Origin of the sequence: Azonexus fungiphilus, assembly GCF_003634965.1 — a bacterium.
In the GTDB taxonomy this organism is placed as follows: Bacteria; Pseudomonadota; Gammaproteobacteria; order Burkholderiales; family Rhodocyclaceae; genus Azonexus; species Azonexus fungiphilus.
This window is the reverse complement of sequence record NZ_RBXP01000013.1, coordinates 15133-34954: the sequence shown is the minus strand read 5'-3', so window position 1 is coordinate 34954 and position 19822 is coordinate 15133. Positions and strand designations below refer to the sequence as shown.

Genomic DNA, 19822 nt, shown 5'->3' with positions numbered 1-19822 from the left:
CCTGATTTTATGAATTTTTGTGCTTAGTGGCTGTCGCCCGGCTGGGTCACGAAGCCGATCTTGCCGATCCCCGCCCGGCGTGCCGTGCTCATCGTCTCGGCGACGCTTTCGTAACGGCTGTCGCGATCGGCCTTGAGGTGCAGCTCGACGTTGGCGTCCTGGCCGACGGCATCGCGGAAACGGGTTTCCAGCGTTGCCGCATCGACCGGTTCGCTGCCGACGAAGACCTTGTTGTCGGCGGTGATCGCGACCTGCAGCGTCATCGGCTTTTCCGGCGTCGGCGTGCTCGAGGCACGCGGCAGGTCGACCTTGACCGAGTGGGTCATCAGCGGCGCGGTGATCATGAAGATGATCAGCAGGACCAGCATCACGTCGACCAGCGGCGTCATGTTGATCTCGGCCGTCGGCATCTGGCTGCCGGTGCCGTTGAAGCTGCCCATGGCCATGTTATGCGGCCTCCGTCGCGGCGCGGGCGCGCATCGGGTGGATCTGGGCGCTGTTGGCGACCAGCGGCTTGCCGACGGTGAAGAAGGCGTGCAGGTCGTGGGCGAAGGCGTCGAGGTCGGCGAGGATGACGCGATTGACGCGGGTGAAGGTGTTGTAGGCGAAGACGGCCGGCAGGGCGACGGCGAGGCCGGCGGCGGTCATGATCAGGGCTTCGCCGACCGGGCCGGCGATCTTCTCGAGGGCAGCCTGGCCGGTCATGCCGATCGCCACCAGCGCGTGGTAGATGCCCCAGACGGTACCGAACAGGCCGACGAAGGGCGCCGTGGCACCGGTCGTGGCGAGGAAGGTGAGACCGTTTTCCATGCCGGCCTGGGTGGTCGACAGTTGCTGGCGCAGGGCGCGTTCCATCTGCTCGGCCGGGTCGAAATGCGAGGCGAGGCGGCCGGTGACCGTTTCGCAGTCATGGTTGCAGCAGTTGGCTTGCGTCGCCAGCTGGGCGTAGGGGCTGTCCTCGCCGGCTTCGCGCAGCTTCTCGATGCCTTCGCCGACGCTGCTGGCGGCCCAGAAAGCGCCGACGGCTTTGGCTGCCTTGCGCAGGCGCCACCAGTCCCAGGCCTTGGCCAGGATCAGGTACCAGCTGGCGATCGACATGACCACGATGAGCACGGCGACCGTGTGCGAGACGGTGTCGCCCTGGGCCCACAGGTGGGCGAGACCGAAGGCGTTTTCTTGAACGGTTTCCTGCATGCTATTGCTCCAGTTTGAAAATGATGGGAACCAGGACCCAGCTCTGGATGGCGGTGTCGCCACGTTTGGCCGGTATGAACTTCCAGTTGCGCACGGTCTTCAGCGCCGATTCGTCGAGGCGGCTGCTGCCGGACGTCGTGCGGACCTCGACCGAATCGGCCGTGCCTTGCGGATTGACGGAAACGCGCAGGATCACCTTGCCTTCTTCGCCCATCCGGCGCGACAGCGGCGGGTAGGGCGGCGGCGGGTTGCGCAGGTAGTCGGCGTCGAAACGTGCCTGGCTGACCGCCGGCGGGGCCGGGGGCGCCGGCGGGGCGGGTTCGGCGACTTGCGGCGGCGCGGTCGGCGCGCTTTCGGCCGGGGCGGTGCTGCTGGTGGTTTCGAGTTGCGGTGCCGGTGCCTTCGGCTGCGGCACCGGCTTGCGCTTGACCGGCTCGGGCGGTGCCATCGGCAGCGGCTTGGCCTGCGGTTCGGCCTCGACTTCGGGGGCCGGCAGCAGATCGACGATCAGCGGCATTTCCATGATCTGCGGGGCGATCGTCTTGGCCGCCAGGGCCAGCAGGACGATGCCGACGTGCAGCCCGATGACGATGCCGAGCAGGCCGCTGCGTTGCGTGGTGGAGGGTTGTGACAGTGTGTAGCTCATGGCGATCATCAGGTGGTGTCCCGAGCACGCCGAAAAAACCCTTGGCTTGCTGGCTTGTGGCGCGCTGGCTACGGGAACAGGTCTTACAACGGAGAGAAAAACTATTTGGTCAGGATCAACTTGTTCTCGCGGGTCACGCGCAGCAGGTAGCGCTGGCCCGCATGTTCGATTTCGACGGTGCTGGCCCCCTGCAGTATCTGTCCGCTATCGAGCCGGGGCAGGTTGCCGGCCGCCGGGGGCGGGCTGGCTGATGGCACGGATTTGGGCTGGCTGTTCATGGTTCTGTGTTGTGTGTTGCACGAGGTTGTTACAGATTGTATCTAAACAAGAACGATTGTCAATAACATTCGTCTTTAAATCGTGAAGTAGGGTTAATTTTCTTCCGCGCAGGCGGCGCTGATCATCCGGCCGAAGCTGGAAACGCCGGCGTTGCGGACGAACAGGCAGCGCTTGCCGGTGCGCTTGCACTGTTCCTTGACCCGCCAGTAGGCGTTGTGGCTGATGCAGCCGGCCTGGCAGATGACCAGGTCGGCGGCGGCAAGGACGCCGTCGATGCGGTGCAGGCTTTCCTCGAGCCCGCCGTCGTGGTGCAGGAAGCGGCCGCCGGACTGCTCGACCAGCTGGCGGTAGGCGTCGATCGCCCCGGAGCGGCCGCCGACGCAGAGCACGCTCTTGCCGGAGAGCGTTTCCGGTGCGCAATCGGCGTCGACCGTCAGCGTCTCGTCGCTGCCTTCCTGGGCAAGCAGCTGGTTGATCGTCTCCTCGGCGTGGCGCAGGCGCTGGCGCAGATGCCAGATCTCGGTCTCCTGCTGCTCGGCCCGGGCGCTCAGCGCGGTGCTGCGGGCCTCGGCGTCGGTGGCCCGGCGCAGCAGGCCGTGGCGATCCTTGAGGTCGGGCAGGCTGGCGCGCAACTGGTCGAGCTGGCCGGTGAGCGCAGCGATCGTGGCGTCGCGGCCGGCCAGTTCGGCGCGCAGGTCGACGATGCGCTGGCCGAGGCCCTGCGTCTCGCTCGATTTCTCGCTGCGCAGGGCTTCGTTTTCCTGGCGCGCCTTGTCGAGTTGGCGGCGCAGTTCGCGGTTGTCTTCCTTGAGCGCCTTGAGCGCCTTCAGGTCGGCCCGGGTGCCGGTGCCGATCTGGTGCTGGATCATGTGGATGTCGCCATAGACCGCGTGTTCGAGTGTCGAGTCGCAGGCCGGGTGGCTCCAGGTCGCCCACAGCGCGGCCGGGATTTCGCTGCCGCTTGCCGTCGCCTCCTGCCACAGGGCCTGCAGTGCGGCCGTGTCCTTGGCTGCGGCGAAGCGGCGGATGGTCGGCTGGTAGCGCTTCTCGAGCTGCTTTTGCAGCAATTCCGAGAGTTGACCGCGAGATTCGCAGGCGCCGACGGCGGTGGTGTGCAGCACGAAGTCGGTGGTGTCGGGCGGGAAGTGCATGACCTTCTTCATCAGGCTGCGCAGTTCGGCGACGTCGAAGCAGGTGCCGATCACCGGGCAGTGGAACTTGTGCGCGATCTCCCACAGCTTGCGCCGTCGCGTCACCTGCGGCGTTGCCGGCAAGGCCGCAGGGGCGGCATTGAGCATCGATTCGAACAGCTGCAGCGGGCGCCGTGTCGGGGTGAAGGCGCCGCCGGCGACGTGGTAGGGGAAATCGGACATGGCGTGGACTCCTGCAAAAAAACCTGGCTGGCTCGCCGGACTCCCGGTTGTGCTGGCTAAACGAGAATCATTGTTATTTATTCGCGCGGCACTGTCAAGCGAAATATGCCGATCGTCTGCCGGCTAGAGCCGGCTGCGGAAATACTTCGGCGGCTGGCCGAAATGCCGGCGGAAAGCGGTCGAGAAATTGGCCTGGCTGGTGTAGCCGGCGATTTCGGCGGCCCGGGCGACGCTGACGCCGTCGCGCTGGAGGGCGGCGGCGGCGCGTTCGAGGCGGCGCTGGCGCAGGTAGTCGAAGATCGTGCAGGCAAAAGCCTGGCGAAAATGCTGCTGCAGCGTCGTCGCGTTGCAACCCATCTGCTGGGCGATCCCATGCATGTCCAGGCGGTCGGCGGCACCGCTGTCGAGCAGGCGGCGCAGGCGGCAGATGCGCCGGTAATGCGTCGGCGCCAGTCCGTGGTCCTGACTGAATTCTTTTGACAGGAGTTGGGCAAAGGCGTCGCCGATGATATCCAGGCAATGTCCCTCCATGGCCAGGCGCACAAGTGGATCCTCGGCGTCGCCGGGGCGCAGGAGTTGTTCGACGGCAGCCAGCGTGCGTTGCGAAGGCGACCAGGCGAGCTGGCCGAGGTGGCGGCCGGGCAGTCGTCCGGCCAGGCCGGCTTCGTCCATCCAGGTGGGTGACAGGGTGATCACCACCATCCTTTCGCGGGTGCCGGCAATGCTGCTGCGCGTGAACCGAACCGGTCGTGCCAGTGTCAGCACGGTGGCCACCGGTTGCGCCGCGTCGCCGTCGCCGGCGTCAAGGTCGAGCAGTTGTCCGTCCAGTCTGACCCGGGCATTGCCTTCCAGTTTGACGATCACCTTGGTGCCTGCCGGCATCAGTGCGTAGGCCGTATTCAGGTTGCACAAATGGACGATGTCGGTGCATTGCAGGCCAAGTCCGCCGCGCAGCCCGGTCTGGAAGAAGACGCCGTCGAGCAGTTCGCTGCGTGCCGGCTTGTAGGGAATGGCGAAGCCTTCGCCGATGCGCCGGAAGAGGTAATCGGCGTCGATGACCGGAAGCGGGGTTTTCTTTACGGCAAACATTTTTCTTGCGCGGGCAAAAGTTCGGGGGGCAATCCTTTGCAATACTACGGTCTTTTGTTGCAAATGGTAACAAGTCGCAACATCAATATCATCAATATATATTGAGAAAATCCATGAAATCTCGCGTTGACCGTATCCGCCTCAAACCCCTGTGTGTCGCCGTGCTGGCGGCGTTTCCCCTGGTTGTCATGGCGCAGGACGGGGGCGATGGCGAGGCCAAGATGCTCGGTTCGGTAACGGTCAATGCCTACCAGGCGACGAAACAGACTTCCGGGGCAACCAAGACCGATACACCAGTGGCCGAGACTGCCCAGTCGGTGTCGGTGATCGCTCGCGAGGAAATGGACGCCCGTGGTGTCCGCAACCTGAACGACGCGATGCGCTATGTCGCCGGCGTGGCGCTGGAAAGCACCGGCATCGACAACCGCGTCGATGATTTCAGTATCCGTGGTTTCGATGCCGGCAGCTGGGGCAACAACGTCACCATTGACGGCATGCGGGCGCCGCAGGGCAGCCAGTGGAACCGGACCATGATCGACAGCTGGAACCTCGAACGGATCGAGGTGCTGAAGGGGCCGGCGGCGGTGATGTACGGTCAGGTCGCGCCCGGTGGCATGGTCAACCAGGTGAGCAAGACGCCGAACCGCGAGCGCGAACGCATCCTGCGTCTGGGCATCGACGGCCACGGTCAGTACAACGCTGCCTTCGATCTTGGCGCCGGCTCGGCCGACGATCGCCATCTCTTCCGCCTGGTCGGGCTGGTCCGTCAGGGGGACACCCAGATCAAGCACACCGAGGAAGACCACTCCTTCATTGCTCCCAGCTATACCTTCCAGGTTTCCGATGCGACGAAACTGACCCTGCTCGGCCTTTACCAGCGCGATCATGGCGGATCGACCTACCAGTTCCTGCCGATGGCCGGCACGCTGGTGCCGACGCAGTACGGGCGGATCAAGAACAACAGCTTCATCGGCGAACCCGACTGGAATACCTACAACCGGACGATCTGGACCGCCGGCTACCAGTTCGAGCACGCCTTCAACGATCACTGGAAATTGAGCCAGAGTGCGCGCCTGACCGACGTCCAGTCGCTGTTCCGGACGGTCGTCACCAACGGCGCACTGAATGCCGACGGGCGCACGCAGAACCGCCGTGCGGTCTGGGGCGAGGGCGATTCGCGCGGCTATACCGTCGATACCCGCTTGACCGGCAAGTTCTCGACCGGTCCGCTCGCGCACACCTTGCTGACTGGTGTTGACTGGCAGAAGGCCGATTGGACCGGGGCCCGTGGTGCGATGAACAATCCTGGCGCGATCGACATCTTCAATCCGGTGTACAGCCACTTCACGCCGGTGACGACCAGCATCACCTATCTGGGGGGCGTTAACCGGCAGACCGGTTTCTACCTTCAGGACCAGATTGCCGTCGACAAATGGCGGCTGACGCTCGGTGGCCGCTACGACTGGGCCAAGGACGATACCTGGACACAGGCGTATACGGTGGCCACCAATACCTGGGGCGCGCGGACGCCGACTCAGGTCGATAGCGAGGCCTTCACCCGCAACGCCGGCCTGCTGTATGTCGCCGACAACGGTTTTGCGCCCTACGTCAGCTTTGCCGAATCCTTCCAGCCGTCGGCGACCAATGCCAACATGAGTTTCGGGGGCAAGCCTTTCGATCCGGTGACCGGCGAACAATGGGAAATCGGCGTCAAGTATCAGCCCAAGGCGATCGACGGTCTGGTCACCTTGTCGGTCTATGACTTGCGCCAGCAGAACATCCTGGTCAACGATCCCGATCCGACCCACAACACTTGTGGCAGCGGTGCCAGTCAGTGCCAGGTTCAGGATGGCGAAAGCCGTGTCCGCGGCATCGAACTCGAGGGGCGGGTCACTTTGGCCCGGGGATTCAGCGTCATCGGTGCGATTTCCCGGATGGATTCGGAAGTGATTCGCAGCACCACCGGTTTGCGCGGCAAGGAACTGGCCCGGGTACCGGACAAGACTGCCTCGCTGTGGGCCGACTATACCTTCCACAATGCCGCGCTGGCCGGCCTCAGTGTGGCCGCCGGGGTGCGCTACAACGGCAGGAGCTACGGCGACAGTGCCAATGCCTACCGGATTCCCTCGTTCACCCTGTGGGACGCCGCGATCCGCTACGTCATCGGCCGTGACAGCAAGCTGCCGGTGCAGCTTGCGCTCAACGTCAGCAACCTGACCGACAAGCAGTACATCTCGACCTGTGGCACGGTTGCGTCCTGCTACTACGGTACCGGCCGTACCGTGAATGCGACGGCGACCTTCAGCTGGTGATGCGCCGCCTCCTGTCCTGTCTGTTGTCGGTGGCGTTGCTGATGCTGCAACCCGTTGCCGCCCAGCCGAACCTGGCGCAGCGAATCGGCACCACGCTGGCCGATACCGGCGTTCCCGGCTATCGTTTTGCCACGTTGCGCCTGTCGTCGGCCGATGGCGAGCGGCATTACCGCCTGCGCGTCGCGTTGCCGACCGGGCCGGCGCCGGCCGGTGGTCATCCGGTGGCCTGGCTGCTCGATGGCAACGCTGCGCTGATGGATGTCGGCGCCGCCACGCTGAGCGAACTGGCCCGCCGGCCCGCTGCGCCAGTGATCGTCTTTGTCGCCCACGACAACGATCTGCGCATCGACGGCGCTGCCCGCGCTTTCGACTACACGCCGCGCCGGCCGGGCGGCGACGCAGCCCAGCGCGATCCGCTGGGCAGCCGCCGCAACGGCGGCGCCGATGCTTTTCTCGACCTGATCACGACGCAGGCAATGCCGCAGGTGGCGGCGCTGGCGCCGGTCGATCCGGCGCGCCAGGCCCTGTGGGGGCATTCGTACGGCGGTGTCTTCGTCCTCCATGCCTTGTTCACCCGACCGCAGGCCTTTGCCGACTATGGCGCAGCCGATCCTTCGCTGTGGTGGGGTGACGGTCAGTTGGCGCGCGAGGAAGCTGCGGCTGCCGCCTGGTCCGCCAGGACCCGGCTGCGGCTGTGGCTGGGGGCCGGCGCCGGGGAGCGCCAGCCGCCAGCCGGTCGCGATGCCGCTCGCCTTGAAATCATGCAAAGGGCCCGCCAGAGCGCGCCGCCGGACGCAGCCCCGGCCCTTGCCGCAAGGCTGCGTCACCGCGGACTGGCGGTCGAGGTTCTCGATTTGCCCGGGCTGTCGCATGGGCAGACGCTGGGAGCCTCGCTGCCACCTTTCCTGTTCGGGCTGACGCAAGGCGAATGACGATTTCCTGCCATTTCAAGGATAGCGATCGATGAATCTCTGGTTGTTCACGCTTGCAGCGCTGGCCGGCATAGCCGGCGGCTGGCTGTTCTACCTTGCCGCGCCACAACAGCTGTGGCGGGTTTCCCCGCGCCGGCCGGGGCCGGCGCTGCTGTGGTCGGGGGCCGCGGCTGTGCTGGTTTCGCTGCTCTTGTTGCTGGCGACGATGGGCGCGATGGCGGCGGTCGCCACCTGGCTGACCCTGTTGATGCTGGTCGGCACGCTGGCGCCGTTTCTCGGGGCATGGCGAGCACATCGTCGACGGAGCCGGGCATGACGTCGCCTCGCCATCGCCTCGACAGCGCCGACTGGTTCGGCAAGACCGCTGCCGGCCTGGTGCTGGGTTTTTCGCTGGCGCTTGCCGTCAGCGGCCTGTGCGCCTGGTTGACGCCTGGCGGCATCGCCGGCGGCAACGGCAAGATCCAGTTCGTCATGTGGTTGATTGCCCCGCTGTGGGCCGGCGTGCTGTGCTTTGTCTTCCTCTTTCGCGACAGCCGGCGCGCCTGGTGCTGGCTGGCGGTCGCGAACCTCCTCGCCTTCGGCCTGCTCGCCGGGGTCCGCGGTCTGTTGGGATGATCCGATGAAAATTCGCAACGACGTCATCAAGGTGTACAAGGATGTACACATCTGGGTCGGCATCCTCAGCGGGCTGATGCTGTTCATCGCCTTCTACGCCGGCGCCATCACGATGTTCGAGAAACCGCTCGAACGCTGGGCAACGCCGCCTTCGTCGCTGGCCGCGCCGCCGCCGCTGGCAGGTGCCGAGGTCTTGCTGCAGGCGGTGCTTGCCGAGCATCCGCAGGCGGCGAAGAACTACCTGATCGTCGTCGAGCCGACGGTCGATGCGCCGGCCCGGGTGATCTGGCGCGAGCCGGGCAAGAGCCGCCGGCAGTTCACCGAATTCGGCGCCAGCTTCGCCGACGACGGCAGCCTGCAGGTCGAGCAGCTGCGCAAGGCGCCGGTTGCCCAACTGGTCGACACGCTGCACCAGCTGGTCGGCCTGCCTTTTCCCGATGCGCTGGCCCGTCCGATCATGGGCGCGGTGGCGCTGCTCTACGCGGTTGCGCTGGTCTCCGGGCTGATCATCTTCCTGCCGACGCTGGCCAAGGACCTGCTGGCCATGCGCATCGGCCACAACATCAAGCGCTTGTGGATGGACGTGCATAACGCGCTGGGGGTGGTCAGCCTGCCTTTCCATGTCGTCATGGCGCTGACCTGCGTGGTCTTCGCTTTCCACGACGAGTTCTACGACGTGCAGGGGGCCGTGGTCTATGAGCAGGGCGTTCCCTGGCAGCGCGAAACCCCGCCGGGGCCGCCGACGCCGGACGCCAGGCCGCTGCCGGCAGTCGAACTGCTGCGTCTGGCGCATGTCCAGCAGCCCGGTTTCGAGGTCTTCAATTTCAGTTTCAAGCAGGCCGGCGGCCAGCTCGAAGCCAGCATCACCGGCCTCGACACGCGCTACGGCACGCGCGCCCGCACCTATGCCAGCACGCACCTGAATCCCTATACCGGCGAAATCGATCCGCACGACCTGCCCGGCCAGATGGAGCCGTGGGATGCCGCGGTCAACACCTTCTTCATGCTGCATTTCGGCAGCTTCGGCGGCAATCCGGTGCGCTGGCTCTACCTGCTGCTCGGCCTGGCCGGCGCCTTGCTGTTCTATACCGGGAACCTGCTCTGGATCGAATCGCGACGGCGCAAGCAGCGTGCCGATGGCGTGCCCGAGCAGACGCGCTCGGCGCGGGTGCTCGGCAGCCTGACCGTTGGCGTTTCGCTCGGCTGTGTCGTCGGCATTTCGGCGACCCTGGCGGCGACCAAGTGGCTGCCGCAGCGGGTCGATAACCTGGCGGCGTGGCACGAAGGCATCTACTACGCGGTGTTCGTCGCCGCCGTCGCCTGGGCTTTCGTGCGCGGCGCGCCGCGCGCCGCCGTCGAACTGCTCCGCCTGGCGGCCCTGGCTACCTTGCTGATTCCGTTGAGCAGCCTGGCTGGCGTCTGGGGCATCGGCGGCGCCTGGCACCATCCGGGCATGGGCTTCATCGTTGATCTGACGGCCTTGGCCGCAGTCCCGGTTTTCCTGGCGATTGCCGCCTACACCCGGCGACGCATGTGCGCCGGCCATACCGACAGCGTCTGGGCTCAGCCGGCCTCGTCGCAGCCCTTGCCGCCGTCCGGCCGCGGGCCGGCGAGCGCCTGCCAGGAGTAAAGCAGGTAGACGCTCCAGCCGACCAACCACAGCGCTGCTGCGCTGTGCAGCAGCGGCAGGTAGGCGGTGGCGAAGGCGGGCAGGCTGGCGGCGGCACGCAGCAGGCCGGCCCCGAGCAGCAGCGCGGCGGCGCCGGGCAGCCAGCGGCGGTGGTCGAGGCCGTGGCCGCTGTGCAGGCGGCCGGCGACGCTCATCACGATCAGGATCGATAGCGCCATCGCCCCGGCCAGCAGCAGGTGGTGGCCGGCGCTGTTCCAGTTGCCGCCAGTCAGCAGGCCGAGGCCGATCAGCGCGTAGCCGAGCGCCATTGCCCAGTACACCAGGTAGGGAATGAGCACCCAGCGCTGCCATAGCGCCCGGCCGACGTGCCAGTCGTTGAGCAGGTTTAGGATGGCCGCGGCGGCGGCGAGCGCCAGCCAGCCGGCGACGGCGTTGCCGGGCAGGAAGAACTCGGCGGCCGAGAACAGGCCGATGGCGAAGATCGCCAGCTTGCGCCGCGGCGGCCGGGCGAGGTAGGGCGCGGCGATGCCGCCCTGGCGTTCGAGCACGTCGTTGACCAGGCGCATCGAGATGCGCGACAGGGCGATGACGATGAGCATCATCATCAGGCCGACGCCGAGCAGCAGCCAGGCCATTGCGTCGCCGCCGCGCCACAGCGCCAGGTAGAAACCGGCATGGATCACGGTCAACGCCGCCAGCGCATGAAAAAACGCCAGGTGGCGGCGGCTCGGCTGGCGCCACAGCGGGCCGGCGATGCGGGCGGTGAGCAGGGCCAGGAAGGCGAGGTCGCAGAGCGCTGCCGGCAGCACGCCGAGCCAGCCGGCGAGCAGGTAGCAGAGGCGGCCGCCGGCCCACAGGCCGAGCAATAGCTGCACGGTTCTGCGGTCGACCGCCGGCGTGCCGGTGAATTCGATGATCGCGGTCAGCAGGAAGCCGGCGATCGAGGCGCCGGCAAAGCCGAAGAGCATCTCGTGGGCGTGCCAGACGACGGCGCCGCCGGGCAGTTCGGGCAGCGGCAGCAGGCCGGCCAGCGCGCCCAGCCACCAGACCATGGCAACGACGGCGTGGCCGGCGGTGAGCAGGAAGAAGGGGCGGAAGGCGCACAGCCACAAGTTGACGGTCAACGCGGAAAAACGGGCGATTTTCATGCGCCCTCCAGCGGCGGCAGCGCGAAGGCGGCGCGGATCTCCGGCCAGCGGATGAACTCGGCGGTACGGGCGAAGACCCAGGCCTCGTCGCGGGCGGCGACCGGGGTATCGACCCGGTGCTCGGCGACGATCCGCCCCGGGCTGCCGCTCATCACCAGGATGCGGTCGGCCAGACGGACGGCTTCCATCAGGTCGTGGGTGATCATCAGCACGGCGCTGCCGTGCGCCGCGCGCTCGCCGGCGAGCAGCGCGTAGAGCTCGCTCTTGAGGCCGATGTCGAGCGCCGAAAAGGCCTCGTCGAGCAGCAGCAGGTCGGGCGCGACGGCGAAGGCGCGGGCCAGCGCGGCGCGGCTCTGCATGCCGCCGGAGAGGGCGCCCGGGTACTTCGCCAGGTCGTCGGCGGTCAGGCCCATGCGCGTGGCCAGCCCGGCCGCCTGGCGGTCGCGCTCGGCACGGCCGACGCCGCGCGCCTTGAGGCCGAGGCCGATGTTGGCGAGCGTGCGTTTCCACGGCAGCAGGCGCGGTTGCTGGAACATCATCGCCGGCCGCGCGAAGCTGCTGGCGATCGTGCCTTCCCACGGCGTCAGCAAGCCGGCGGCGAGGTTGAGCAGGGTCGTCTTGCCGCAGCCGGAGGGGCCGACCAGCGCCACCGCCTCGCCTTCGCCGACGTTCAGTTCGATGTCCTCGAGCACGCGCTGGTAGCCGAAACGGTGGTTCAGCGCGGAAATGGTCAGTTGCTTGATGATGCGAACTCCCGCCAGGATTCGACGCGGCGCTTGAGCGGTTCGAGCAGCAGGTACTCGATCGCCAGCAGCGTGCCGACCAGGGCGACGATCCAGGCCATCGACGCGGCCGTGTCTAGGTGGCTGCGCGAGACCGCCAGCGCGGCGCCGATGCCGTCCTCGGTGGACAGCAACTCGGCCATGACGACGATCTTCCACGACATGCCGAGCGCCGAAATCCACGCCGGGAAGAGATAGGAAACGACGTGCGGCAGATAGACGTCGGTCAGCTTCATCCAGGTCGACAGCCCGAACATCCGGGCGACTTCCTTCAGCTGCCCGTCGAGCGTGCGCGTGCCCTGCATGGCGCCGACGAAGATGATCGGGAAGCAGGCGATGAAGACGGTGAACACCGGCGTCCCGTCGCCGGCGCCGAACCACAGCAGGGCGAGGATCAGCCAGGCGATCGGCGGCATGCCGACGAGCACGGTGATGATCGGCCGGGCCATCATCGAGGCGGTCAGCGAGACGCCGGCGGCCAGCCCGAGCAGGCTGCCGACGCCAACCGAGAGGGCGAAGCCGGCCAGCGCCCGGCGCGCCGTGACGGCGATTTCCGGCCCGGCGGCGCCGCTGGCGAACAGGCCGTGCAGCGTGCCGAGGGCTTCGATCGGCGTCGGCAGGATCAGCGGCCCGAGCTGTTGCGCGGTCAGTTCCCAAATAGCGAGAAAAATGCCCAGGCTGGCCAGCGAGCCCCAGCCGCTCCACAGGTAGTGGCCGGTTGCCGCCAGCCAGTCGCCGGCCGCGCGTTTCATGGGCCGTAGAAGGCGTCGTCGGGCAGTTTGCCGCCGACCAGCGCCGGGTTCTCGCCGTGCAGGCGTTCGAGGAAGAATTGCAGCTCGGCGCGCGCGGCGGCGATCGGCACATGGCGCATCTGGCTGACCGCCAGCGAATCGGCGACGGCTTCCGGGCTGAGCAGGTCGATGCGTTTGGCGACCATCTCGCCGCAAGCCATGGCGTTCTTCTGGCACCAGGCCAGCGATTTTTCGTAGGCCGCCATGATTTTTGCCTGCAGATCGCGGTCGACCGTGGACCGTCCGATGGCGACGATGCCGGCCTGCGGGATGCGTGCCTCGCGCTGGTACAGGCGCCCCCATTCCTGTTGCAGGTCGACGCTGCGGTGCAGTTCGGGCGCAATGACGCTGATCGGGAAGGATTTCGTCTTGCGCAGCGCCATCGACACCGCCGGCTCGGCGAGCAGCGCGTGGTCGACGCGACGGGTGACCAGCAGCTGCATCGCGTCGAGCGGCGAGGCGACGTAGCGCAGGCGGAAGTCCTTTCTGGCGTCGAGGCCCTGGCGGGCGGCAATCAGGCTGAAGACGATGTCGGGCATGTCGGCGCGGAAGGGCATGGCGATTTCCTTGCCGCGGAAATCGGCCAGCGTCTTTGCCTGGCCGTCGCGCGACACCATCCACAGCACGCCCCAGGTCGAGATGTTGAGCAGGCGCAGCTTGACGCCGCGGTTGTAGAGATTGGCGGCGACGTTGCTCGGCATCGCGACGAAATCGGCCTGGCCGCCGAGGGCGAGCACGCGCAGCTGGTCGGGGTCCTTCCAGACGCGGAACTCGACCTTGTCGGCGAGATCCTTCAAGGCGCCGCTGTCGATCATGTGGATCAGCGGCGTCGACACCGAGGCCGGCGGACCGGCGAGCACCAGTGAAGGCAGCCGGCCCGCCGCCAAGGCCGGTGTCGCCAGCGCAAGCACCGTCAGCAGGGCGGCGAACCGGCGGCGCATCAGAAGCTCCCGCGCCAGGCGAGCTGGACGCTGCGGCCCGGGGCCTTGATCTCGTTGCCGGAGACGCCTTCGGTCAGGTGCTCGTGGTAGGTCTTGTCGGCCAGGTTCTTGACGGCGAAGCGCAGGCTCTGGTCCTTGGCGAACTGCCAGGTTGCACCGAGGTCGGCGGTGACGAAGCCGGCCGTGCGGTTTTCCGTGCCGCGGGTGAATTGCGTGGCGACGCGATCCTGTTCGTCGACCAGGCGCAGCGTGAAGTCGGCCTTGACGCCGGGCAGCACGCCGCCGATCCAGCCGAGCGAAATCTCGTCGGCCGGCATCTGGAACAGCGGTTCGTTCAGATCGTCGTTGTCGCCGCGGATGCGCGAGTAGCCGGCGTTCAGCCAGTGGCCGCCGGCGACCTGCCAGGCGACCCTGGCTTCGACGCCCTTGATCGTCGCGCTGCCGAGGTTGACCGTCTTCTTGCAGTTGCCCGCGTTGGCCGCGCCGCAAGCGGCGGTGGCGGCGGCGCCGGTGAGGATCTGGCCGGTGATGTAATTGTCGATGCGGTTGAAAAACGCCGAAATCTGGTAGTTGACCGTGGACGTCGCGCCCTTGAGGCCGAGCTCGAACTGGTCGGCCTTTTCCGATTCGACTTCCGGGCTGCCGGCGTAGAAATAGCCGTCGCCGCGCAGACCCGACTCGTAGCGCTCGCGCATGCCCGGCGCGCGGAAGGCGCGGGCGACGCTGGCGTAGGGACGCAGCAGCGGGGCCACTTCATAGACCGCGCCGAGGCTGCCGGAGAAGGCGGTTTCCTTCTTGCCGAGGCCGCTGGTGCGGGCGCCGTTGCCCATGCTGGCGGCGTCGCCCTCGACGCTGTCCCAGCGCAGGCCGGCGAGCAGGTTGAGCTGGCCGAAGCGCATGTCGTCCTGCAGGTAGAGCCCGAGGGCGCGGATTTCGGCGTGCTGGAAGGGATTGTTGGCGGTCAGCGTGGTGAAGGGCGCGCCGGTCGCCATGTAGCGGTCGGGGTTGCCGGTCATCTTCCAGGCATTCGCGCCGAACGACAGCAGATGCTGCGGATGCGCCAGCCAGTCGGCCTTGGCGTCGATGCCGTCGGTGCGGAAGGTGACCGTGTTGGTGACGATGTCGCGCTGCAGCGTGTTGCCGTAGCTGTAGATGCTGCGCTCCATTTCCTGGCGGTAGGCGCGCAGGTCGACATTGACCGGCGCGGCGCCGTCGCCCTGGCGCTGGTAGCCGATCTCGTAAAGGCGGCGTTCCTGCTGCGGCGAATGCACCGTGGTGCTGCCGACCAGCGGGCTGGCGTGGGGGCGCGTCGAACCCGGGTACCAGACGTCCTCGTCGCGATGATGCTGCGCCGAGACGCGCAGCTGCTGCCGGTTGTCGATGCGGAAGCGGTACTGGCCGATGAAGGCGTCGGAATCGTAAGCGGTACGGTCGACCTTGCCTTTGGGCGAGTCGTAGTCGTTGATGCGGGCGAGCGAGGCGCCGAGCATCAGCGCGTGGTCGCCCTGGCTGGCGTTGACCACGGCCGTGCCGCGCCAGCCTTCGCTGGCGCTGTCGTAGCTGGCGCCGGCCTTGAGGCCGATACCGGGGGTGAATTTTGCCTGCGGCATCAGCACGTTGATCGCGCCGCCGAGCGCGCCGGTACCGTAGAGCACCGAGGCGCCGCCCTTGACCACTTCGACGCGCTCGGCCAGGCCGAGGGTCATGAACGAGGCGACGGCGCCGGCCGGCTGCGCCGAATTGAAGCGCATGCCATCAACCAGCAGCACCGTGCTTTCCTTGCCGAGACCGCGGATCACCGGGTTCTGGCCCTGCGCGCTGTCGTTCGAGATGGCGATGCCGGGCTCGCCGCGCAGCGCGTCGCCGACGTTGGCGGCGCCGCGCCGGGCAATTTCGTCGGCGTCGAGAGTGGTCGTCGAGATCGGCGTCTCGAGGTCGGCCGAGGCATAGCCCTTGGCGCTGACGTTGACCGCGGAAAGTGTCGTTTCTTGGGCGTTGACCGTCGCATGGGCGCAGAGCAGCGCCAGGGCGAGCGGGGTGAGGCGGGGCAGGTCCATCGAAGGCTCCAGGGTTGGGGCTGGCTGGCGTCGTGCTGGCTTGCCGGTGGAAATCGGCGTCAATGCTAACAAACGAGAATAATTCGTAATTTGATTTGCCTCAAAATTACTTAGAATATGATCGTATGCTTATAAAAAGAACGACGCGCCGCCCTCGGCGCATGCACCGATGACGACGGCAGGTGATGGGGAGTTTTACGGTCGACGCCGCCGCTGGGCAAAAAACCGGCGGCGCCTGGGCGTCGTTCAGTTGAGCGTGTCGGCGGCCTGCGTGCAGAGGCGCAGCGCCAGGCTGTCGCGTTCGCGGGCGAGGCGCTCGCACTCGCGGTGGGCGGCGCAGATCGTCTTGTCGAGGTGCCAGACGCGTTGCGCCGACTCGACCAGGCGGGCGTTGGCCTCCTTGAGTTCCATCAGCTGGCGGCCGAGTTCGATGATCGCCTGGCCGGACTCGAAGGCGCCGATGCGCGCGGCCTGCTCGGCGCAGTGCTGTTCCAGCGCGGCGATGCGCTTGTCGAGCTCGATGCTGCGGTTGGCATGCATCGTGATCATCCGCTTCTGGCTGCTGCGCGCTTGGCGCAGGGCCTGGCGCAGGCCGGTGTTTTCCTTTTCCAGCTCGGCGGCGCGGAGCGCGTCGTCGGGTTCGCGCTCGATCAGGCCACGGTTCTCAAGCGGCGCAAGCATGGCGGTTCTCCTGGTTGCCGAGGCGCTGGCTGGCACGTTCGCAGAGGCGGCGCGTTTCGTCGTCGATCTCGAGGTCGCAGAGATGGTCGAGCAGCCGCGCCGCGTTCAGCGCCGAGTGCCGGCAGCCGGTTTCTTCGTGGATCAGCAGCAGGCTCAGCGTCGCTGCCCAAAGTTCGCTGTTCGGCATCGGCGGCTCCTCAGACGGTTCCGACGGCGATCACGAGCCAGAGCAGCAGGCCGGCGACGGCGGTGTTGATCAGCAGACTGTTCATCTGACACCTCACTTGATTGAGAACTGTTCTCAATATACCGCAGGATAGGACAAAGTCAAACGGGAATTACTTTTATTTACTGATCGAGAGGTGGAGGGCGCCGGCGTGTGATCGGCGCCCTCCGTGGAGCAGGCGGGGTCAGCGACCTGCTCCTGTTGCCCGGCTTGCCTACTTGGTCAGGATCAGCTTGTCCTGGCGGGTGATGCGCAGGCGGTACTCGCTGCCGCAGTGGCGGATGAAGATCTCGCTGGCGTTGCCGAACAGCGAGCGGCTGGAAATGCACAGCTCCGGCCGGCCGGCTTCGCTGTCGGCGGCCGGCGCCGGCTTGTCGCGATTCAGGCGCAGCGTGCCGCGCGGGCCGTTGGCGTGAAGGAAGGGAATACGCAGGGTTTGTTCCATGATGCGCTCCTCGGAAGGGCTTACATGCGGGTGGCGTAGTATTCGACGACGCGCTGCAGGTCGAGCGGGAAGGGGGCGGAATCGCCGTCCGGCAAGTGGGTCAGGCGGGCGGTCTGGGTGGTGCCGTCAAGGCTGATCCATTCCGGGCGCTCGAGCGCCGGATCCTCGAGTGTGGCGCGGACCAGGTCGATCTTGCGGCCGGCTTCGGTCGGCCCGAAGGCGTCGCCGATGCGCAGGCGGATCGACGGGATCGTCACCCGCTTGCCGTTGAGCTGGAAATGGCCGTGGCTGACCAGCTGGCGGGCAGCCGGGATGGTCGGGGCGAAGCCGGCGCGGAAAACCATGTTGTCGAGGCGGCGTTCGAGCAGCTCGACCAGCTTGCCCCCGGTGGCGCCGCGATGCTTCTTGGCGTCGGCGACGGCGCGCCGCAACTGGCGTTCGGTCAGGCCGTAGTTGTAGCGCAGTTTCTGCTTTTCCATCAGTTGCAGACCGAATTCGGACTTGCGCGCGGCGACCTTGCGGGCGCCGTGCTGGCCGGGCGGCTGGGCGCGCTCCTGCATCGACTTGCGCGACAGACCCGGCAGATCGACGCCGAGCGCACGCAGGACCTTGAGACGGGGACCGGTGTAACGGGACATGGGTTTCTCTCTTTGTTTTCAGTGGGTTTGGCAACCTGGCGCAGCCAGGGGGTAGCAATCGACCGGGACAGAGGCCGGGTGGCAATGCACCGCTTCCCAGCCGCCGAGCACTTCCTGCAGCGTGCTGCGCAGGTAGGGATTGAGCCCGTCCTCGTCGGCGACACAGCGCAGATGAGCGCGCAGCGCCTCGGTCTTGTGGAAGGTGGCACCGCGCAGCGCGGACGAGGACAGCAGGTGGATGACCGCAGCCAGGCGGAGTTCGAGAGGCATGTCGGTGTTTTCCATGAGGCGCTCCAGTCGATTCGGGAAACTGGCTGGCTCACCGGAAACGCGGCTGGCTGGCTGATGAATGCGAATTATTCTTAGTTAACGCTTGCGTGTCAACTGTTTCATGCCATCCGGGCAGTTGGGCTCAGGCAGCTAGGCGGGTGCTGCCGGTGCGCGGCGGGCAGCCGCGGCGGATGAAGCGATCGCGGAAGAGGTAGCCCTGAACCAGGTCGAAGCCGAACTGGCGGGCCAGTGCCAGGTGTTCCTGGGTCTCGACGCCTTCGAGCACTGTGCGCAGGCCGAGGTCGCTGGCCTGCGCGAGCACCCAGGTCATGATCACGCGCTGCTTGGCGCTCAGTTCGCCGGCCAGCCAGCTGCGGTCGAACTTGACATAGCGGGCGTGCATCAGCGCGGCGTAGGAAATCAGGCCGCGCGACGAGGACAGGTCGTCGATCGCCAGGTCGATCTTCTCGGCGTCGAGTTCGCCCATCATTCGTTCCGCACGGTCGACGTCCTGCAGGTGCAGGTTTTCGATGACCTCGACGACCAGCCGGCTGCGCTGCTGGCGCAGCATCGGCAGGAAGACGTTGGCACCGTTCTCGTCGTAGCCGGCGGCATAGCTGTCGGGGTCGAGATTGACGAAGAGCAGGCCGTGCGCCGGCGCCTCGGCGAGTTGCAAGCGCGTGGTCTCGAGCTCGGCGTGGAGCAGCAGTAGCGGGTTGTCGTGCAGCGTCTCAAAGACCAGGTTGGGCGGCAGGAACTCGCCGCGCTCGTCGATGAAGCGGGCCAAGGCTTCGTGGCAAAGGCTTTCACCGTCGCGGGTCGATACCAGTGGCTGGTATTCGACGGCGAAGCGGCGACTGGTCAGGCATTCAAGGATGCGGTGCGGGTGGGGGCGGGCGAGGGAAACTGGCATGCTGTCCTGGTGGCTGGGTTACTGGGCGGGCGCGGTTTCCGGCACGTAGACCATGGAACCGTCCTTCATCTTGTAGGCGACGCCGGCCTTCTCGCCGTCACCGCCGCCGATTTCGCCGCTCGCCTTGTATTTCTCGATCTTCTCGCCCTTTTTGACCAGCACTTCCATGGTCGGCTTGCCGGCGTCGGTGATCACCGTCACGTCCTGCTTGTTGAAGGGATTGATCAGCGGGTTCTTGGCGACGGTGATGAGCAGCGCGGCGATGATCACCAGGAAGATGTCGATCAGGTTGACCACCGACAGGATCGGATCCTCGGTCTCCGGCTCGTGCAGCAGCTTCAGGCTCATGCCGCCACCCCACGCAGCGCCTGGATTTCGAGGATTTCCTCGGCCAGCCAGCGGCGCCGGACGTTGACCACCCAGTAGGTGATCGACGCCGCGATCAGCGCCAGGATCACCGCCGAGAAGGCGATCGTCAGGTTGTTCGAGACCTCGGCGAGGTTGCCGTCGGAGAGCGACTTGAGCGCCGGTCCCATCGGGATCATCGTCGCCACCAGGCCGAGCATCGGCGTTACCCGGCTGGCGATGCGCGGATTTTCCAGCGCCTTGTGCGCGAGCACGTCGAGTTGGTCGTCGGAGAGCGTCGGTCGGGCGCGGAACTGGGCGACCAGCGGTCGCCCGTGGCCGCTGCGGCGGCGCCAGGCGAGGACGAGGAATTCGCCGAGCACCCAGAAGGCGTACAGGAAGAGGGCGGCGATCAGCGCCAGCGTCGGCAGCAGGAAGAGCTGCGAGATCTGGTACATGGTCAGTTCGACAAGATTGGACATGGGGTCTCCGTGCGGTGGGTGAATGGGGGCGGC

General features: G+C 66.8%; 24 protein-coding genes. 5 read left to right on the top strand and 19 right to left on the bottom strand.

Annotated features, from left to right (window positions below):
* Nucleotides 1-23 precede the first annotated feature (23 nt).
* The 6 genes from DFR40_RS05655 to DFR40_RS05630 form a co-directional block, all read right to left on the bottom strand.
* A complete protein-coding gene (locus tag DFR40_RS05655; protein WP_121457521.1) occupies nucleotides 24-446 on the bottom strand; it encodes an ExbD/TolR family protein in 423 nt (140 codons plus the stop codon).
* A 1-nt stretch (nucleotide 447) separates the two neighbouring features.
* A complete protein-coding gene (locus tag DFR40_RS05650; protein WP_121457520.1) occupies nucleotides 448-1194 on the bottom strand; it encodes a MotA/TolQ/ExbB proton channel family protein in 747 nt (248 codons plus the stop codon).
* Nucleotide 1195: 1 nt separating this feature from the next.
* Entirely contained in the window at nucleotides 1196-1840 is a 645-nt protein-coding gene (locus DFR40_RS05645; protein ID WP_121457877.1) for an energy transducer TonB, read from the bottom strand.
* A gap of 101 nt (nucleotides 1841-1941) precedes the next feature.
* Nucleotides 1942-2118: a hemin uptake protein HemP gene (hemP, locus tag DFR40_RS05640; protein WP_121457519.1), complete on the bottom strand. Its 177-nt coding sequence runs from the start codon at nucleotides 2116-2118 to the stop codon at nucleotides 1942-1944.
* 93 nt (nucleotides 2119-2211) lie between these two features.
* Entirely contained in the window at nucleotides 2212-2508 is a 297-nt protein-coding gene (locus DFR40_RS17555; protein ID WP_425453937.1) for a DUF2325 domain-containing protein, read from the bottom strand.
* Nucleotides 2509-3615: 1107 nt separating this feature from the next.
* Entirely contained in the window at nucleotides 3616-4581 is a 966-nt protein-coding gene (locus DFR40_RS05630) for a helix-turn-helix transcriptional regulator (protein ID WP_121457517.1), read from the bottom strand.
* A gap of 113 nt (nucleotides 4582-4694) precedes the next feature.
* Between DFR40_RS05630 and DFR40_RS05625 the strand changes: the two genes are divergently transcribed.
* From DFR40_RS05625 to DFR40_RS05605, 5 genes are read left to right on the top strand one after another with little or no spacing between them, the layout of a single operon-like run.
* On the top strand, nucleotides 4695-6893 hold the full coding sequence (locus DFR40_RS05625; RefSeq protein ID WP_211329737.1) for a TonB-dependent siderophore receptor: 2199 nt from the start codon (nucleotides 4695-4697) through the stop codon (nucleotides 6891-6893).
* Nucleotides 6893-7825, top strand: coding sequence for an alpha/beta hydrolase (locus DFR40_RS05620; protein ID WP_121457515.1), 933 nt, complete (start codon nucleotides 6893-6895; stop codon nucleotides 7823-7825). The genes DFR40_RS05625 and DFR40_RS05620 overlap by 1 nt, the downstream gene beginning before the upstream one ends.
* A gap of 31 nt (nucleotides 7826-7856) precedes the next feature.
* Nucleotides 7857-8141 (top strand): hypothetical protein, encoded by a 285-nt coding sequence (locus tag DFR40_RS05615; RefSeq protein ID WP_121457514.1) that lies wholly within the window; start codon nucleotides 7857-7859, stop codon nucleotides 8139-8141.
* Complete coding sequence (locus DFR40_RS05610; protein ID WP_121457513.1) at nucleotides 8138-8440, top strand: hypothetical protein; 303 nt, start codon at nucleotides 8138-8140, stop codon at nucleotides 8438-8440. Before DFR40_RS05615 ends, DFR40_RS05610 begins: the two co-directional genes overlap by 4 nt.
* 4 nt (nucleotides 8441-8444) lie before the next feature.
* Nucleotides 8445-10070, top strand: a complete 1626-nt coding sequence (locus DFR40_RS05605) for a PepSY-associated TM helix domain-containing protein (RefSeq protein ID WP_121457512.1) — start codon at nucleotides 8445-8447, stop codon at nucleotides 10068-10070.
* On the opposite strand, the gene DFR40_RS05600 is transcribed toward DFR40_RS05605, so the two are convergent.
* The 13 genes from DFR40_RS05600 to DFR40_RS05540 all read right to left on the bottom strand — a co-directional run bounded on the left by DFR40_RS05600 (nucleotide 10004) and on the right by DFR40_RS05540 (nucleotide 19789).
* Complete coding sequence (locus DFR40_RS05600; RefSeq protein WP_121457511.1) at nucleotides 10004-11218, bottom strand: NnrS family protein; 1215 nt, start codon at nucleotides 11216-11218, stop codon at nucleotides 10004-10006. The two genes, DFR40_RS05605 and DFR40_RS05600, sit on opposite strands and share 67 nt — an antisense overlap.
* Nucleotides 11215-11910 carry an ABC transporter ATP-binding protein gene (locus tag DFR40_RS05595; RefSeq protein ID WP_245985614.1) on the bottom strand — a complete coding sequence of 232 codons (696 nt, stop codon included), beginning with the start codon at nucleotides 11908-11910 and terminating at the stop codon, nucleotides 11215-11217. The genes DFR40_RS05600 and DFR40_RS05595 overlap by 4 nt, the downstream gene beginning before the upstream one ends.
* A 38-nt stretch (nucleotides 11911-11948) precedes the next feature.
* Nucleotides 11949-12752, bottom strand: coding sequence for an ABC transporter permease (locus DFR40_RS05590; protein ID WP_121457510.1), 804 nt, complete (start codon nucleotides 12750-12752; stop codon nucleotides 11949-11951).
* The gene (locus DFR40_RS05585) at nucleotides 12749-13732 is read right to left on the bottom strand and encodes an ABC transporter substrate-binding protein (RefSeq protein ID WP_121457509.1); all 984 of its coding nucleotides are present in this window, start codon (nucleotides 13730-13732) and stop codon (nucleotides 12749-12751) included. The genes DFR40_RS05590 and DFR40_RS05585 overlap by 4 nt, the downstream gene beginning before the upstream one ends.
* Nucleotides 13732-15789, bottom strand: coding sequence for a TonB-dependent receptor (locus DFR40_RS05580; RefSeq protein WP_121457508.1), 2058 nt, complete (start codon nucleotides 15787-15789; stop codon nucleotides 13732-13734). The genes DFR40_RS05585 and DFR40_RS05580 overlap by 1 nt, the downstream gene beginning before the upstream one ends.
* A 246-nt stretch (nucleotides 15790-16035) precedes the next feature.
* A complete protein-coding gene (locus DFR40_RS05575; protein ID WP_121457507.1) occupies nucleotides 16036-16470 on the bottom strand; it encodes a hypothetical protein in 435 nt (144 codons plus the stop codon).
* The gene (locus DFR40_RS05570) at nucleotides 16454-16657 is read right to left on the bottom strand and encodes a hypothetical protein (RefSeq protein ID WP_121457506.1); all 204 of its coding nucleotides are present in this window, start codon (nucleotides 16655-16657) and stop codon (nucleotides 16454-16456) included. The genes DFR40_RS05575 and DFR40_RS05570 overlap by 17 nt, the downstream gene beginning before the upstream one ends.
* Before the next feature lie 253 nt (nucleotides 16658-16910).
* Complete coding sequence (gene hemP / locus DFR40_RS05565) at nucleotides 16911-17141, bottom strand: hemin uptake protein HemP (RefSeq protein WP_121457505.1); 231 nt, start codon at nucleotides 17139-17141, stop codon at nucleotides 16911-16913.
* Between the two features lie 20 nt (nucleotides 17142-17161).
* A complete protein-coding gene (rpsD, locus tag DFR40_RS05560; protein WP_121457504.1) occupies nucleotides 17162-17779 on the bottom strand; it encodes a 30S ribosomal protein S4 in 618 nt (205 codons plus the stop codon).
* A gap of 18 nt (nucleotides 17780-17797) precedes the next feature.
* Nucleotides 17798-18064, bottom strand: a complete 267-nt coding sequence (locus DFR40_RS05555) for a hypothetical protein (RefSeq protein ID WP_245985613.1) — start codon at nucleotides 18062-18064, stop codon at nucleotides 17798-17800.
* 127 nt (nucleotides 18065-18191) lie between these two features.
* The gene (locus DFR40_RS05550) at nucleotides 18192-18962 is read right to left on the bottom strand and encodes an EAL domain-containing protein (protein ID WP_121457503.1); all 771 of its coding nucleotides are present in this window, start codon (nucleotides 18960-18962) and stop codon (nucleotides 18192-18194) included.
* An 18-nt stretch (nucleotides 18963-18980) separates the two neighbouring features.
* Nucleotides 18981-19310, bottom strand: a complete 330-nt coding sequence (locus DFR40_RS05545) for a DUF2149 domain-containing protein (protein ID WP_211329735.1) — start codon at nucleotides 19308-19310, stop codon at nucleotides 18981-18983.
* Complete coding sequence (locus DFR40_RS05540; protein ID WP_121457502.1) at nucleotides 19307-19789, bottom strand: MotA/TolQ/ExbB proton channel family protein; 483 nt, start codon at nucleotides 19787-19789, stop codon at nucleotides 19307-19309. Before DFR40_RS05540 ends, DFR40_RS05545 begins: the two co-directional genes overlap by 4 nt.
* Between the last annotated feature and the right edge of the window lie 33 nt (nucleotides 19790-19822).

Excerpts from the sequence above, each read along its gene's own strand:
- DFR40_RS05655 (WP_121457521.1), bottom strand. The coding sequence starts at position 446 with ATGGCCATGGGCAGCTTCAACGGCACCGGCAGCCAGATGCCGACGGCC.
- DFR40_RS05650 (WP_121457520.1), bottom strand. The coding sequence starts at position 1,194 with ATGCAGGAAACCGTTCAAGAAAACGCCTTCGGTCTCGCCCACCTGTGG.
- DFR40_RS05645 (WP_121457877.1), bottom strand. The coding sequence starts at position 1,840 with ATGAGCTACACACTGTCACAACCCTCCACCACGCAACGCAGCGGCCTG.
- hemP (WP_121457519.1), bottom strand. The coding sequence starts at position 2,118 with ATGAACAGCCAGCCCAAATCCGTGCCATCAGCCAGCCCGCCCCCGGCG.
- DFR40_RS05630 (WP_121457517.1), bottom strand. The coding sequence starts at position 4,581 with ATGTTTGCCGTAAAGAAAACCCCGCTTCCGGTCATCGACGCCGATTAC.
- DFR40_RS05625 (WP_211329737.1), top strand. The coding sequence starts at position 4,695 with ATGAAATCTCGCGTTGACCGTATCCGCCTCAAACCCCTGTGTGTCGCC.
- DFR40_RS05620 (WP_121457515.1), top strand. The coding sequence starts at position 6,893 with ATGCGCCGCCTCCTGTCCTGTCTGTTGTCGGTGGCGTTGCTGATGCTG.
- DFR40_RS05615 (WP_121457514.1), top strand. The coding sequence starts at position 7,857 with ATGAATCTCTGGTTGTTCACGCTTGCAGCGCTGGCCGGCATAGCCGGC.
- DFR40_RS05610 (WP_121457513.1), top strand. The coding sequence starts at position 8,138 with ATGACGTCGCCTCGCCATCGCCTCGACAGCGCCGACTGGTTCGGCAAG.
- DFR40_RS05605 (WP_121457512.1), top strand. The coding sequence starts at position 8,445 with ATGAAAATTCGCAACGACGTCATCAAGGTGTACAAGGATGTACACATC.
- DFR40_RS05600 (WP_121457511.1), bottom strand. The coding sequence starts at position 11,218 with ATGAAAATCGCCCGTTTTTCCGCGTTGACCGTCAACTTGTGGCTGTGC.
- DFR40_RS05590 (WP_121457510.1), bottom strand. The coding sequence starts at position 12,752 with ATGAAACGCGCGGCCGGCGACTGGCTGGCGGCAACCGGCCACTACCTG.
- DFR40_RS05585 (WP_121457509.1), bottom strand. The coding sequence starts at position 13,732 with ATGCGCCGCCGGTTCGCCGCCCTGCTGACGGTGCTTGCGCTGGCGACA.
- DFR40_RS05580 (WP_121457508.1), bottom strand. The coding sequence starts at position 15,789 with ATGGACCTGCCCCGCCTCACCCCGCTCGCCCTGGCGCTGCTCTGCGCC.
- DFR40_RS05575 (WP_121457507.1), bottom strand. The coding sequence starts at position 16,470 with ATGCTTGCGCCGCTTGAGAACCGTGGCCTGATCGAGCGCGAACCCGAC.
- DFR40_RS05570 (WP_121457506.1), bottom strand. The coding sequence starts at position 16,657 with ATGCCGAACAGCGAACTTTGGGCAGCGACGCTGAGCCTGCTGCTGATC.
- hemP (WP_121457505.1), bottom strand. The coding sequence starts at position 17,141 with ATGGAACAAACCCTGCGTATTCCCTTCCTTCACGCCAACGGCCCGCGC.
- rpsD (WP_121457504.1), bottom strand. The coding sequence starts at position 17,779 with ATGTCCCGTTACACCGGTCCCCGTCTCAAGGTCCTGCGTGCGCTCGGC.
- DFR40_RS05555 (WP_245985613.1), bottom strand. The coding sequence starts at position 18,064 with ATGGAAAACACCGACATGCCTCTCGAACTCCGCCTGGCTGCGGTCATC.
- DFR40_RS05550 (WP_121457503.1), bottom strand. The coding sequence starts at position 18,962 with ATGCCAGTTTCCCTCGCCCGCCCCCACCCGCACCGCATCCTTGAATGC.
- DFR40_RS05545 (WP_211329735.1), bottom strand. The coding sequence starts at position 19,310 with ATGAGCCTGAAGCTGCTGCACGAGCCGGAGACCGAGGATCCGATCCTG.
- DFR40_RS05540 (WP_121457502.1), bottom strand. The coding sequence starts at position 19,789 with ATGTCCAATCTTGTCGAACTGACCATGTACCAGATCTCGCAGCTCTTC.